General features: G+C 63.6%; 13 protein-coding genes. 7 read left to right on the forward strand and 6 right to left on the reverse strand.

Features of this window, described 5'->3' with window-relative positions:
- Window positions 1-250: 250 nt before the first annotated feature.
- From DQW77_RS06460 to DQW77_RS06485, 6 genes are all read right to left on the reverse strand, one after another.
- Window positions 251-1,396 carry an iron-containing alcohol dehydrogenase gene (locus DQW77_RS06460; RefSeq protein ID WP_113257389.1) on the reverse strand — a complete coding sequence of 382 codons (1,146 nt, stop codon included), beginning with the start codon at window positions 1,394-1,396 and terminating at the stop codon, window positions 251-253.
- Window positions 1,397-1,457: 61 nt separating this feature from the next.
- Window positions 1,458-2,819: a glutamine synthetase family protein gene (locus DQW77_RS06465; RefSeq protein WP_113257390.1), complete on the reverse strand. Its 1,362-nt coding sequence runs from the start codon at window positions 2,817-2,819 to the stop codon at window positions 1,458-1,460.
- 74 nt (window positions 2,820-2,893) lie between these two features.
- The gene (locus tag DQW77_RS06470; RefSeq protein ID WP_113257391.1) at window positions 2,894-3,931 is read right to left on the reverse strand and encodes a TRAP transporter substrate-binding protein; all 1,038 of its coding nucleotides are present in this window, start codon (window positions 3,929-3,931) and stop codon (window positions 2,894-2,896) included.
- A 48-nt stretch (window positions 3,932-3,979) separates the two neighbouring features.
- Complete coding sequence (locus DQW77_RS06475; RefSeq protein WP_113257392.1) at window positions 3,980-5,302, reverse strand: TRAP transporter large permease subunit; 1,323 nt, start codon at window positions 5,300-5,302, stop codon at window positions 3,980-3,982.
- A complete protein-coding gene (locus tag DQW77_RS06480; RefSeq protein WP_113257524.1) occupies window positions 5,292-5,897 on the reverse strand; it encodes a TRAP transporter small permease subunit in 606 nt (201 codons plus the stop codon). Before DQW77_RS06480 ends, DQW77_RS06475 begins: the two co-directional genes overlap by 11 nt.
- Window positions 5,890-6,663, reverse strand: coding sequence for an N-formylglutamate amidohydrolase (locus DQW77_RS06485; RefSeq protein WP_113257393.1), 774 nt, complete (start codon window positions 6,661-6,663; stop codon window positions 5,890-5,892). Before DQW77_RS06485 ends, DQW77_RS06480 begins: the two co-directional genes overlap by 8 nt.
- Before the next feature lie 187 nt (window positions 6,664-6,850).
- On the opposite strand from DQW77_RS06485, the gene DQW77_RS06490 reads away from it, so the two are divergent.
- The 7 genes from DQW77_RS06490 to dusA all read left to right on the forward strand — a co-directional run bounded on the left by DQW77_RS06490 (window position 6,851) and on the right by dusA (window position 13,710).
- Window positions 6,851-7,717, forward strand: a complete 867-nt coding sequence (locus DQW77_RS06490; protein ID WP_113257394.1) for a MurR/RpiR family transcriptional regulator — start codon at window positions 6,851-6,853, stop codon at window positions 7,715-7,717.
- Between the two features lie 131 nt (window positions 7,718-7,848).
- Window positions 7,849-8,919 carry an extracellular solute-binding protein gene (locus DQW77_RS06495; protein ID WP_113257525.1) on the forward strand — a complete coding sequence of 357 codons (1,071 nt, stop codon included), beginning with the start codon at window positions 7,849-7,851 and terminating at the stop codon, window positions 8,917-8,919.
- A 161-nt stretch (window positions 8,920-9,080) separates the two neighbouring features.
- Entirely contained in the window at window positions 9,081-10,205 is a 1,125-nt protein-coding gene (locus DQW77_RS06500) for an ABC transporter ATP-binding protein (protein WP_113257395.1), read from the forward strand.
- A gap of 3 nt (window positions 10,206-10,208) precedes the next feature.
- Window positions 10,209-11,072, forward strand: a complete 864-nt coding sequence (locus DQW77_RS06505) for an ABC transporter permease (protein ID WP_113257396.1) — start codon at window positions 10,209-10,211, stop codon at window positions 11,070-11,072.
- A gap of 13 nt (window positions 11,073-11,085) precedes the next feature.
- Window positions 11,086-11,934 (forward strand): ABC transporter permease, encoded by an 849-nt coding sequence (locus DQW77_RS06510; RefSeq protein ID WP_113257397.1) that lies wholly within the window; start codon window positions 11,086-11,088, stop codon window positions 11,932-11,934.
- Between the two features lie 373 nt (window positions 11,935-12,307).
- Complete coding sequence (locus tag DQW77_RS06515; protein ID WP_113257398.1) at window positions 12,308-12,502, forward strand: hypothetical protein; 195 nt, start codon at window positions 12,308-12,310, stop codon at window positions 12,500-12,502.
- Window positions 12,503-12,711: 209 nt separating this feature from the next.
- The gene (gene dusA / locus DQW77_RS06520; RefSeq protein WP_113257399.1) at window positions 12,712-13,710 is read left to right on the forward strand and encodes a tRNA dihydrouridine(20/20a) synthase DusA; all 999 of its coding nucleotides are present in this window, start codon (window positions 12,712-12,714) and stop codon (window positions 13,708-13,710) included.
- Window positions 13,711-13,787 lie beyond the last annotated feature (77 nt).

Raw genomic sequence — 13,787 nt, forward strand, 5'->3', positions numbered from 1 at the left:
ACCAAAGGTTCGATGATCGCCCACTGCCTGTCTGTCAAAGTCCGTCTGCTCAAGATCGCCTCCCGTTTTTGATCTTGAATCAAACGAGAACCGATTTGGGAATCCCCTAAATGCAGACGCCGCCTAGCCCCCGTTGCCGTTAGCGTTGCGGCAGCGCTGCATCATCCGCACCGGTTGGGGCTGGTGCCGGTGCAGCCGCGCCGCCATCGGACGCACGGCCTTTCCCGCCCCGTCTACATCGCGGCCCCGTCTACATCGCGGCATTGAAAAGCGCGGTGAGATTCTCCTCAGTCAGCGTGACAGGGTTGCCGCCGCAGGACGGGTCCTTGATCGCCCCCTTGACGAGTGCGGGGACAGCATCCGAGGTCACGCCGAGCGCGGCAAGGCCGCGGGGCACGCCGAGGCTCTGGTTGAACCGGTCCACGAAGCTGCGGAAACCTGCGAAACCGCCTTCGAGTCCCAGGTAACCGGCAGCCCGATCAAACCGCGCACTGATCTCCGGCGCGTTGAGGTCAAGCACCGCCGGCATGCACACGGCATTCGTGGTGCCGTGATGGGTATTGAAATGCGCGCCAACGGGATGGCTCATGGCGTGGATGGCACCCAGTCCCTTCTGGAACGCGGTGGACCCCATCGCCGCCGCGCTCATCATGTGGGCACGCGCCTCGATATCGGTGCCATCCTTGAAGGCGCGGGGAAGGTTCTCGATCACCAGCCGCATCCCTTCGAGGGCGATCCCCGCGCTCATCGGATGGTAATGCGGGCTCGAGAACGCCTCGACGCAATGCGCGAAGGCGTCCAGCCCGGTGCCCGCGGTGATCGCAGGCGGCATTCCGACTGTCAGGTCGGGATCGCATATCACCGCGGCAGGAAGCATTTTCGGATGAAAGATGATCTTTTTCTCGTGGGTTTGCGAATTCGTCAGCACCCCGGCACGCCCGACCTCGGACCCGGTCCCGGCGGTCGTGGGCACGGCCACGATCGGTGCGATGACGGACGCGTCGGCGCGGGTCCACCAGTCTCCGACATCCTCGAAATCCCAGACCGGCCGGGTCTGTCGGGCCATGAAGGCCACGCATTTGCCAAGGTCGAGGCCCGAGCCGCCGCCGAAGGCGATCACCCCGTCATGCCCGCCGGAGTTATAGGCGTCCACGCCGGCGGCAAGGTTGATTTCGTCGGGGTTGGGATCGACATCGGCAAACATGGCCGCCTCCAGCCCCGCCTTGCGCAGTACCCCGAGCGCAGTCTCAGTGACCGCAAGCGCGGCCAACCCCCGGTCGGTGATCAGTAGCGGGCGGGTCATGCCGGCACCGGCGCAGGCATCCGGGAGTTCCGCGATCCGGCCAGAGCCGAAGCGGATGGCGGTGGGGTAGGACCAGTTTGCGGCGAGAGTCATTGGAATCCTTCTCGTGTGTCGGGCTGTTTGCGAAATGGGTCATGTTTGCTTTCGGCGGCGGTCAGGCCCGCTCAAAACCGCGCTGAAGCTCGTATCCGGTGACGACGCGGTCGAAATCCTCCTGTTCGATTTCCGCCGCACGCGAGTAATGATCCACGACGTCGTTCCCAAGCGCCGCGCGCAGCATCGCCGAGTTGCGGAACGTCTCGGTTGCCGCGCGCAAGGTGTGTGGTACGTCGGGAACGTCTTCCATCCCGTAGACATCGCCTTTTGCAGGCTCCGGCAGATCCAGCTCCTCGTCGATCCCGGCAAGACCGGCGGCCAATTGCGCCGCGCAGGCCAGGTAGGGGTTCATGTCCGAGCCCGGAATGCGGCACTCGATGCGCACACCCTTGCTGTCCTCGCCCACGAGGCGGAAACCGGCGGTTCGGTTGTCGATGGACCAGGCCGCCTTGGTTGGCGCGAATGTGCCGGGCACGAAACGCTTGTAGCTGTTGATATAAGGAGCCATCAGCAACATGCAGTCAGGCGCGTATTTCAAGAGCCCGGCGACATACCGGCGCATTGTCCGCGACATGCCATGCGCGCCGTCCGCGTCATGGAATGCATTTTCACCATCCCCGAACAGCGACTGGTGGATATGCGCGGCGCTGCCCACCCGGTCGGTATGCCATTTCGGCAGGAATGTGGCGGCATGGCCCTTCTGGGCCGCGATCTCCTTGACCGCATGTTTTGCGAGAGTATGGCGGTCGCAGGCAGCGAGCGCATCTCCGAAACGGATGTTCAGCTCCTCCTGCCCGGTCTCGGCCTCGCCCTTGGTGTTTTCCACCGGGATGCCCATCTCGAAAAGCGCGTTTCGGACCGGTCGGAGCACATGCTCGTCACGCGTGGACAGCTGGATCGAATAGTCCTGGTTGTATTTCACCAGCGGCTCCAGGTCGCGGTATCCTTCGGCGCGGATCTCGTCATAGGATCGCTGGAAGATGAAGAATTCCAGTTCCGTTGCCATCATCGGCACCAGGCCCTTGGCGCCAGCGCGTTGCATCTGGGCCTTGAGGATCTGTCGGGGAGCGTGGGCAACCGGCGCGCGGTGATGATGATCAAGGAAATCACACAGCACCAGTGCGGTGCCCTCAAGCCACGGCACCGGGCACAGCGTCTCCGGATCCGGTTTCAACACGTAATCGCCATATCCCGCGGCCCAGCTTGTCGCGGCATATCCGGCGGGCGTGTCCATCTCGAGGTCGGTGGCCAGCAGGTAATTGCAGCAATGGGTTTCCTCGATCCCGCTTTCGAGGAAATTCGCCACGTGAAACCGTTTGCCGACAAGGCGTCCCTGCATGTCCACGGCGCAGGCCAGGACCGTGTCGATCTCGCCGCTCGCGGCCTTTTTCTTCAGCGTGTCCAGGGGGAGGGCTGTCATGATTCAATCGCTCCGTTCAGGCTTTGGAAGGGAGGGGGCGCCAACGGCCCCCCCCGGTCCGGCAGGTGCCGCACTCAGCCGTAGCGGTAGGGCCGGCCGGCCTCCCGCATGACCTCGTTGTATTCCTTGATCTTGCTGACCACCTTCTGGCGCACCGGGCTTTCGCCGGCGATCTCGTCCCAGAAATCCTTGGCGGCGGCCTCGACCTGTTCCCATTCCTCGTCGGGAATCGTGGTGAGCTGCATCTTGTCGCCACCGACGCGCAAAGCGGCCTCGCCACCCCAGTACCACCATTGCCGGTAGTAATGCGAGCTGTCGAAAGTCACCTTCAGCAACTCCTTGAGGTTGTCGGGCAACTCTTCCCAACGTTCCATGTTGGCAAAGAAATGCCCGATCCAGGCCCCCGAGATGTTGTTGGTCAGGAAGTAATTGGTCACATCCGCCCACCCGACGGTGTAATCCTCGGTGATGCCGGACCAGGCGATACCGTCGAGTTCACCGGTTTGCACAGCGACCTCGATGTCCTCCCACGGCAGGGTCACGGGCACGACGCCGAACTGGCTTAGGAATCGGCCCGCGGTGGGGAAGGTGAACACGCGCTTGCCTTCCAGATCCGCGAGGCTGCGGACCGGATCCTTGGTTGCGAAGTGGCACGGATCCCACGAACCGGCCGAGATATGCTTGACGCCGACCTTGGCGTATTCCTCCTTCCAGATATCATCGAGCCCGTACTGGTTGAACAGCACCGGCACATCGAGCGAGTAGCGCAGCGCGAACGGGAAGTAGCCGCCGAAAACGCGCACATCGGTGGGCGAGGCCATCGAGTCGTCATCGGACTGTACCGCGTCGATCGTCCCGCGCTGCATGGCGCGGAACAGCTCGCCCGTCGGTACGAGCTGGTCTGCGAAGTACAGTTCGATCTGCATCTGGTCGCCGGCGATCCTGTTGAAACTGTCAATCGCCGGCTTGATCACGTGCTCTGCCAGCGCCGCCCCGGCATAGGTCTGCAACCGCCAGGTGATGGTGGATTGCGCGACGGCGGGCGCAGCGAGCGGCGCGGCGACGGCGCCGGCGCCTGCGGTCTTGAGGAACTTGCGTCTTGTCGTTGTCATAGTCTTTCTCCTTGTTGTGGTTTCGGCCCCCGGTCGGGGCTCTTCTGGTTATTTTCCGTAAATCTGGTCGGGCAGCCAAAGCGCGATCTGCGGAAAGATCATCACCAGCGAAAGCGCCACCAGCATGACGCCCACGAAAGGGGTGATCGAACGGTAGATGTCCCGCAGCCCGATCTCGGGCGGGGCCATGGCGCGCATCAGGAAAAGGTTGTAGCCGAAAGGCGGTGTCATGTAGGCGATCTGTGTGGTGATCGTGTAAAGCACGCCATACCAGATCAGGTCGAAGCCGAGCGCCCCGACCAGCGGCACGTAAAGCGGCGCCACGATGACCAGCATCGCGGTGTCATCCAGAAACGTGCCCATGAGCACGAAACTGAGCTGCATCAGGATCAGGATCATCCAAGGGCTGAGATTGAGCTTTTCGGTAAAGAGCCCCTCTATCGCGTTCACCGCTCCCAGCCCGTCGAAGATCGCGCCGAAGCCGAGCGCCGCCAGGATGATCCACATGAACATGCACGACACGGCCAGTGTGCTGCGCACCGAGGTTTCGAACACCTCGCGCGTCATCCGCCGCTTGAGCACGGCGGCCAGGAATGCCGCGATCGCGCCGATGGCAGAGCTTTCCACCAGCGACGTCCAGCCCTTGACGAAAGGCACCATCATGACCGCGAAGATGACAAGCGGCAGCACCCCCGCGCGCAGAAGGCGCAGCTTCTCCGTCATCGGCACATTGCGCTCGTCTTCGGGAAGGACGGGGCCCAGATGCGGTTGAATCCGGCAGCGCAACCAGATGTACAGGATGAAGAGTGTCGCCATCAAAAACCCCGGAATCACGCCCGCAAGCCAGAGTTGGCCCACCGGTTGCCGCGCGATCATCGCATAAAGGACCAGCACCACCGAGGGCGGCACGAGAATACCGAGGGACGACCCGGCCTGCACGACGCCGGTGACCATTATCTTGTCGTAGCCGCGCCGCAGCAATTCCGGCAGGGCGATGGTCGCGCCGATGGCCATGCCTGCGACACTCAGCCCGTTCATCGCGGAAATCAGCACCATCAATCCGATCGTGCCGATGGCCAGACCGCCCCGTACCGGCCCCATCCAGACATGGAACATGCGATAAAGGTCGTCGGCGATGCGGCTCTCGGACAGGACATAGCCCATGAAAATGAACATCGGCAGCGTCAGCAAGGGATACCATTTCATCAGTTTCATCGCCGCCGAGAACGGGATTTCCACACCTCCCGTACCCCACAGGAGCACCCCGGCGAGTGCCCCCACGAAGCCGATGGCGCCAAAGACGCGCTGCCCGGTCATCAACATCAGCATCATGCCGGCGAACATGATCAGCGCGATCATTTCATGCGACATCGGGTTCGCCCCCGCTCAGCCGTTCTAGATCACGGAAGAATTCGGCGATGCATTGCAGGATCATCAGCAGCACGCCGACACAGAGCACGACCTTGATCGGCCAGATCTGCGGTCGCCAGGCGGTCGGGCTGCGTTCCAGAAATCCGATCTTCTCGCGTGCGCCGCTGAGGCCATCGGTCAGGAAGGTCGCGAACAGGTCGCCGAAGAAAACGAAGGGGTCGGTTCCGAAATAACCCAGCGAATACGCGGTCGAACTTACCGCGCCCAGGAACAGTATCACCAGGTAATAGAGCAGGAAAAAGATCGTGACGGCGTCGACCCACGCCTTGGTCCGCGGTGACCAGTCGCCATAGAACAGGTCCATCCTTACATTCGATCCCAGCTGAATCGAATAGGGCCCTCCCAGGACATAATAGGCCACCATGACGAATTGCGCGGTTTCCAGGGTCCATGCGGCAGGCGTCAGGAACGTCTTGGAGAACGAGGACCACAACAGCACGCCCATCAGAACGAACACAAGGTACATCGTCATTCGCCCGAGCCAGCGGTTCATCCCGTCGATGGCACGGATGTAACGTTTCATCGCCCTATGCATCATGCGTCACCACGAGCTTCAACTCGGCCAGGGCCGGGCACAGCAGGTCAAGCAGTTCCCGGGCGGTTCCGTCCTGATCGGCGGGGGTTGCGATCAGGTCGTTGCGCAGTTCGATCATCACGTTCGGCAAGCCGCCCGCGACTCCGTGCAGGCGCAGCGTGTGGGTCACGCCGTCTGCGGGACCGTAAGGTGCGTTGCGCTCGATCCGGCGCCCTGAAATGTCCGCGCTCCGCGCCAGTATCGCATCGGCGAGTCGGGTATCATCGTCGTGAAGGATCCCGACTTCCACGTCACGGGGCTGGCCCAGCCAGGTTGGGGTGAAACTGTGAATGGTAACCAGGGCAAAGCGGTGCCCGGCCTTGCGGCGTCGATCCAGAAGGTTGGTCAGCGCCCGGGCGAAAGGGTCATAGACCTGCCGTACCCGCGCGGCGCGCGCGGTGGCGTCCAGCCCGACATTGCCCGGCACCTCGATGAATTCGGTTCTTTCCGGCATGGCGTCCGGTGCGCCGGGCGGGCGATTGCAATCATGCACCAGACGCGAGATCCGCCCCGAGATCATCGGCGCATCCAGTGCCATTGCCATGCGCCGCGCCACCGCCTCGGCGCCTGGATCCCACGCGGCATGGCTCTGTCTTGCGTCCTCGCTCAGCCCGAGCCCGTGATACTCTGCCGGAATGTGATTCGAAGCATGTTCACATACGATGACCGCCGGGCCGGTGCCGCCGGCGCTCAGGATTTCAAAGGCGTCATCGTCATTTCCGGCCATCCTTGCCCCCGTTTCTGGAAAAAGCTTTCCACGTGATACGTTTTGCGTCAATATTTTTCCAGAAACGCGGCGGAAGAAATCCGTTTCGGCAGGCCGCACCGCAAATTCCGTCTGTGACACCATCGCAAGAGGTCCGCCCGTGACCGACGATCCCCCCACCGACCCGCACGTCGCTTCACCAGGCCCGATGGCCGCCGTCACACCGACGGTACGCCAATTGTTGCGCAGCCATTACCGGGAGTTGACACTGTCCGAGCGCAAATTCGCCAACGCACTGGTGCAGGATTATCCCAATGCCGGGCTCGCCTCGATCACCGCAGCGGCCGAGAGGGCGGGCGTTTCGGCACCGGTGGTGGCGCGGATGGTGCAGAAACTGGGCTTCAAGGGGTATCCGCAATTCCACCAGGCACTCCTGCAAGAGCTTCAGGCCAAGGTTTCGGGGCCGACGGAGCGCCGCGCCGTATGGGCCACGGAAGCGCCGGAGTCGCATATGCTGAACCGGTTTGCAGGCGCGGTGACGCAGAACCTTACCCAGACCTTTGCCAATGTCGACACCGCGCAGTTCGATGCGGCCGCGCGGCTGCTGGCAAGTGATGCCGGAATCTACATCGTCGGAGGCCGGATCACGCGGTCGCTTGCCGAATATGCCTTTACCCATTTCCAGGCCATCCGCGAAGGCGTCACCCACTTGACCTCGTCTCCGGCCACTTGGCCGCATTACGTGCTGGACATGGAAGAAGGCGATGCGCTGCTGATCTTCGACATGCGGCGATACGAGGAGAATCTCCTGCGCCTGGCCGAAATCGCGTCGGAGAGGCGGGTGCGGGTGATCCTGGTGACGGACCAGTGGGCAAGCCCGGTCGCGGGGCTGGCCGAGGCGACGTTTCATTGCTGGGGTGAAATCCCGTCGGCGTGGGATTCCAACATCGCCACGTTGTCGCTGGTCGAGGCACTCATCGCCGCCACCCAGGAGGAACGCTGGCCCGAAGCGCGCGAGCGTTTCGAACAACTCGACAGCCTTTTCGAAATGACGCGCCTCTTTCGACGACCGTGAAAGATCGTTCAAGGGACACTGAAATGGAGACCGCGAAAGGAGAACTTGCTTTTCATCAAACCGTCACTGATCCTGCGCTAACACGCGAAAACGAACAAAACCGATCATGCTGCAACAATCAGGGAAAACAAATGAAACATTCCACCTACCTGACATGCGCCGCGGTCCTCACCGGATCTCTGGTGCTCGTGCAACCGGCCGCGGCAGAAACGCTGCGCCTGCTGACATGGGGCAACTACGCGCCCGAAACCGTCATCGCCAAGTTCGAGGAAGAGACTGGCCATACCGTTGAAGTCACCCTGTCGAACAACGAGGAAATGATCGCCAAGCTGCGTGCCACCGGCGGCGGCGGGTTCGACCTTGCCCAGCCCAGCCAGGACCGGATCACCGGGCCGCAGATGGAATTCGGCATCTACAAGCCGATCGACCTGTCGCAGATCGACGAAAGCCAGTTCATTCCCTCGATGCTGGCGGCCACCAAGGGCAACACCACGGTGGATGGCGAAGTCTATGGTGTGCCCCATGTCTGGGGCACGAGCGGACTGGTGGTCAATACAGCCGAGGCACCGGATGTCACCGATTATACCGATCTCTGTGACGATGCGGTGGCGGGCAAGGTGTCCTACAGGCTCAAGCGCCCGACGCTGATCGGCTTCGCCTTCGCGATGGGCATGGATCCTTTCGCCGCCTATGACGACGCCGATGCCTATACGGAAATCATGGAGAAGGTGGGTGAGAAGCTCATTGATTGCAAACCCAACGTCAAGGCGTACTGGGGCGGCGGTGACGAGCTTATGAATCTCGTTCGCTCGGGCGAGGTGGTTGCCTCAATGGCCTGGGATACCGGCGGCTGGAAGCTGAATGCCGACAATCCCGACATCACCTTCGTGGCCCCCGAAGCCGGCGCGCTAGGCTGGATCGACACTTTCGTGCTGCCCGCCAAAGGCCGCGCCGACGCGGCCGCTTATGACTGGATCAACTTCGTCATGCAGCCCGAGATCGCGGCGATGATCACCGACACGGCAGGTAACTTCACAGCGTCGAAGGGAGCTGACGAATACGTTTCGGCCGAACTCAAGGCGCGCTATCAGGCGAGCTTCCCGCCCGAGGCCGTGGACAACATCAAGTGGTATCCGCCGGTGCCGGCCGGACTCGAGGCGATCGAAGGCGGTATTCTGGACAGGGTCAAGGCGGCGCAGTAACCGCCCGCCTCCGCGCCCGCCTGCGCGAACAGGGCAGGCGGGCGCGGCCATGCCGGCCAACGGTCGGGCGGTGATCGCCAAACCGGCCGGGCCCGGCATGAAACCACATCAATGCCCCGACACGCATGAATTCGCCCCCCCGCGCAGGAGGTATCCGCCCGATGAGCGCACCCGATCTGGAATGCAGCGCGCTGATGAAACAATTTGACGGCGTGACGGCAGTGGACGACGTGTCCTTCACCGTGCCACGCGGGTCGTTCTTCTCGATCCTGGGGCCGTCGGGCTGTGGCAAGACGACGATCATGCGGATGATCGCCGGTTTCCTGGAACCGACATCCGGAGACATCCGCATCAGGGGCGGTTCGGTCATTGATGTGCCGCCCAACAAGCGCAACGTGAACATGGTGTTTCAGCATCTCGCGCTGTTCCCGATGATGAACGTGGCCGACAATATCGGTTACGGCCTTCGCCGAAAGCGCCTGCCACGCGCCGAGATCGCGCATCGGGTCGATGCCGTGCTTGAGCGGATCGGCCTGCCGGGGATCGGCCCGCGCCAGGTGGCCGAACTTTCGGGCGGACAGAAGCAGCGCGTTGCCATTGCCCGGTGCATGGTCCTGGAACCCGATGTGCTGCTGCTGGACGAGCCGCTTGGCGCGCTGGACCTGAAGCTGCGCGAACGCATGAAAATCGAGCTGAAGGCGTTGCAGGCCGATTTCGGCACCACTTTCGTATACATCACCCACGACCAGTCCGAGGCGCTGGTGATGTCGGACCGTATCGCGGTGATGAATGCCGGCCGGTTCGAGCAACTGGGCAATGCGCGCGACCTCTACTACCGACCGGAGACGGCCTTCGTCGCCGGGTTCGTGGGGGATTCCAATCGCTGGCGCGGGCGTGTCGCGCGGGTGTCGGGCGGAATTGCCGAGATGCAGGCCGACGACGGGCTGACTCTGCGGGCCGCGCTGCGCGGCGTCTCGGCAGCGGGTGACCGGGCCGAAATTTTCGTGCGGCCCGAACTGGTCCTGCCGGGGCACGACCCGGCCGATCTGGCCGGCTGTGACAACCGGCTGTCGGGCGAGGTGACCGATATCCTTTTCAACGGCGCCGCCAGCCGTGCCCTTTTGCGTTGCGTGGAAACCGGGACCGTTCTCGAAATGGCGTTGCCGCAATCTGGCCGCTTCGCCGGGTTGGGGCGCGGCGACCGGGTGCAAGTTGGCTGGGCTGCGGATCAGGCCGCCTGCTTTCCCGAACGCGGCACCGATGCCGGCCTCGCCGGGGCGGGCTGAACCATGCGCGCCGGAACCCGCCTCGGCTTTGTCCTTCTGATCGCCCCGCTGCTGTTGTGGCTTGTGCTGCTGATCGTGATTCCCCATGTCGACCTGGCGCTGCTGTCGCTGCGCGAGCGGGTCGGCGTGGGAGAATACGCGGTCAGCATGGCCAACTACCGCACCTTCCTTGACGAGCCCCTTTATCTCTGGACTTTCCTGCGCACCGCCGTGATGGCGGTTCTGGCCACCGCGATCACGCTGGTGATCGGGTTTCCGGTGTCGTTCTATATCGCCAAGATCGCCCGCGGCCGGGTGCAGTCGGCGCTTTTCCTGCTGTGCCTGGTGCCCTTCTGGGTGTCCGAGCTGGTGCGCACCTTCGGCTGGATGATCCTGCTGCGCGAGACCGGCCTGATATCGGGGCTGCTGCAATGGCTGGGCCTGACCGACGGCCCGGTCGAGATGTTGTACAATGACGCGGCGATGATGGTCGGGCTGGTTTACACCTCGATGCTGTTCATGGTGGTGCCGCTGGTCACGACGCTGGAATCGCTTGACGACGGCATCATCGAGGCGGGTTATGACCTGGGCGGATCGGGGCCGAGCGTGCTGCGCGAGATCATCATCCCCCACGCCGTGCCCGGCATCGTTGCGGGCTCGATCGTGGTGTTCATGCTGAGCCTCGGCAACTACCTGACGCCGACGATGCTGGGCGGCAAGGACAGCCTCTGGTTCACCGAGCTGATCTATTCGCAGTTCATCGTCCGCTTCAACTGGGAGTTGGGCGCGGCTTTCGGGTTCCTGCTGCTGGTGCTGTCGTCGGTGATCGTCTGGGCGATGCTGCGGCTGACCGGGCAGACACTGGAAAAGACGATGGGGTCCGCATGAGGAGGCACGCACGATGATTCCGTCGATGCCGCGCCCGCTCGCCTATCGCCTGATCTACGGGGCTTATGTCACGCTGTTCTTCGTCTATCTGGCATTGCCGCTGGCGGTGGTGGCCGTCTTTGCCTTCAATGACAGCGTGTTTCCGGCGCTGCCCTGGGAGGGCTTCACCTGGAACTGGTTCTTCGGCGACGCGCGCCCGCAGATCGGGGTGTTCCACGAGCGGCGGATCCTGAGGGCGATCGGCACTTCGGTGCTTGTGGGCGCCTGTGTCTCGGCGCTGTCGCTGGTGGTGGGCACGAGCAACGCCTTCCTATTCAACCGCTACCGGTTCCGTGGACGCGGTCTGCTTTACGTGCTGATGCTGCTGCCGCTGGTGATCCCCGGCATCGTGCTGGGCATCTCGATCCTGGTGTTTTCCTCGACCGTGGCGAACGCGGCCTGGGATGCCTGGGAATGGGATCTGGTGGCCTTGCGCCCGGGGTTGGTGCTGGTGATCCTGGGGCAGTTTTCCTTCATCACCACGATCGCCACTCTGGTGATCTCGGCGCGGTTGCAGAAGTTCGACCGCAGCCTTGAGGAGGCGGCGCTGAACCTGGGCGCCGGACGGCTGACGGCGGTGCGCACGGTGACTCTGCCCTTCCTGGCGCCGGCGCTGGTGGGGGCTTTCGTCGTGGCATTCCTGATGAGTTTCGAGAATTTCAACACCACATTGATGCTCGTGGGGTCGGATGCGCCTCTGACCATCGCCATGTTCGATCGTCTCAAGGAAGGCTCGACACCGCTGCTGAACGCGGTGTCGCTGCTGCTGATGCTGGGATCGAGCGTGCTGGCCCTGACGATGATCGTGTTTCAGCGCCGATAGCGCGGGATGCGCCGGGCGGCCGCGCGAAAGACGGGCAAGGCTTGTGGCCTTTGACGATGGCCCGGTTCACGGGGCTTCACGGGCAGGACAAGCCCCGGGCACGACGCCTGGTCCGGCCACACTGAACGTTATCTCCGCCAAGGCCGCGGGAAATTTGCGCAGATAGGACGCCGGGCGTGCCGATGAAACCCGCGAGTTGGCCGAAGGGCCAATGCGTCGGTGTCATCGGTTCATCTGGCCGGTTGGATCAGCCGGAGATTTTCCGGGTTGTCGCCGGGCACCAATTGGGTCACCGGCCGGTCCGGTGCTTTGTTCGGTAGCCCGAACCGGTTCGCACGACGCGCCGCATGTGGCTCGGCGCGCATCAAGGCGCATGTCGGTCAGCATCGGACGGGTCGAGGTGGCCGATCCGTTCCTTGCCCGGTTCGCGCCGGGGCGGTTTCCCTATCTCGCAGATTTCGGCTATAGATCGGGCAATGAGGTGGCCACAGGTCAGGGGGCGGGATACGGACATGCGTGCCGGCGCCAGCCCCTGGTCGATCCGGGTCTCCGCCGGGACAGGGCTTGAGCCTGCGGCGTCGCCGCGGCTTCGGATCGTCGCGAATGGCGGCCCTATCGTGTGATCGGGACGCGAGTGAGTCACAGGGGGGGGTGGTTGGAGGCTATTTTCGTGTGCGCTATGTGTGCGGCGCGTTGTCGTGAGACGGGGCAAATTCGGGGATTTCGGGGCGTGGCCCGACGTGGCAGGACCCAAGGCCAACGGTTTGAAGATAAAAAATGAATATGAAACAACACGCTAGATTGTCGGTGGCGCCTATGATGGACTGGACGGACCGGCATTGCCGGTATCTTCACAGGCGGTTCAGCCGACATGTGCTGCTCTACACGGAAATGGTGACCGCGCCCGCGCTTGTCCGTGGAGGGGCGCTGCACCTGCTGAAGCATTCTCCGCAGGAGCATCCGGTGGCGTTGCAACTGGGTGGGTCGGACCCCCAAGAGCTGGCGCAGGCGGCCCGGCTCGGGGCGGAAGCGGGCTATGACGAGATCAACCTGAACGTGGGCTGCCCGTCAGACCGGGTGCAATCGGGGACGTTCGGTGCCGTGCTGATGAAGGATCCCGGCCTTGTCGCTGAGTGCTGCGCGGCGATGATCGCGGCACAACCCCGGGAGGTGACGGTGAAATGCCGCATCGGCGTGGATGACCAGGATCCCGAGGCGGTTCTTCCCGCCTTCCTGTCGCGGGTGGCCGGCGCCGGCGTGGGCCGTTTTGCCATCCATGCGCGCATGGCGTGGTTGCACGGGCTCAGCCCCAGGGAAAACCGCGATATCCCGCCGCTCGATCACGATCTGGTGCGGCGCATGAAGGCGCGGTTTCCGCATCTGCACATCTCCGTCAACGGCGGGGTCGAAAGCCTTGATCAGGCCGGGGCCATGCTGTCCTCCGGGCTGGACGGGGTGATGGTGGGGCGTGCCGCCTATCACCGCCCGGCAGAAATCCTGGGGGCCGCGGACCGGCGGATTTTCGGTGCCGCCGGCCCAGATGTGACACCCGAGGCCGCCGCGCGGGCCATGCTGCCGTATATCGAGGCGCATCTGGCGCAGGGTGGCAAGCTTCATCAGGTCACGCGCCACATGCTCGGGCTGTTCGCGGGACGGCCCGGCGCCCGCGCCTGGCGGCGGCGGCTGTCCCAGGGGGCGGCGCGGGCCGGCGCGGGCCCCGGGGTTGTCGAGGCGGCGCTGGCAGAGGTGTCCGGCAGCACGGCCACCGCCGTCTGATCCGGCCTGCCGCAAGCCTGGCTGCCTCTGTCTTTCCCTCGCCGGTTTGGCGGTGTAAGGCTGCGGCCGATCCCAGA

Source organism: Roseovarius sp. TE539 (assembly GCF_003298505.1).
Classification (GTDB): Bacteria; Pseudomonadota; Alphaproteobacteria; order Rhodobacterales; family Rhodobacteraceae; genus Roseovarius.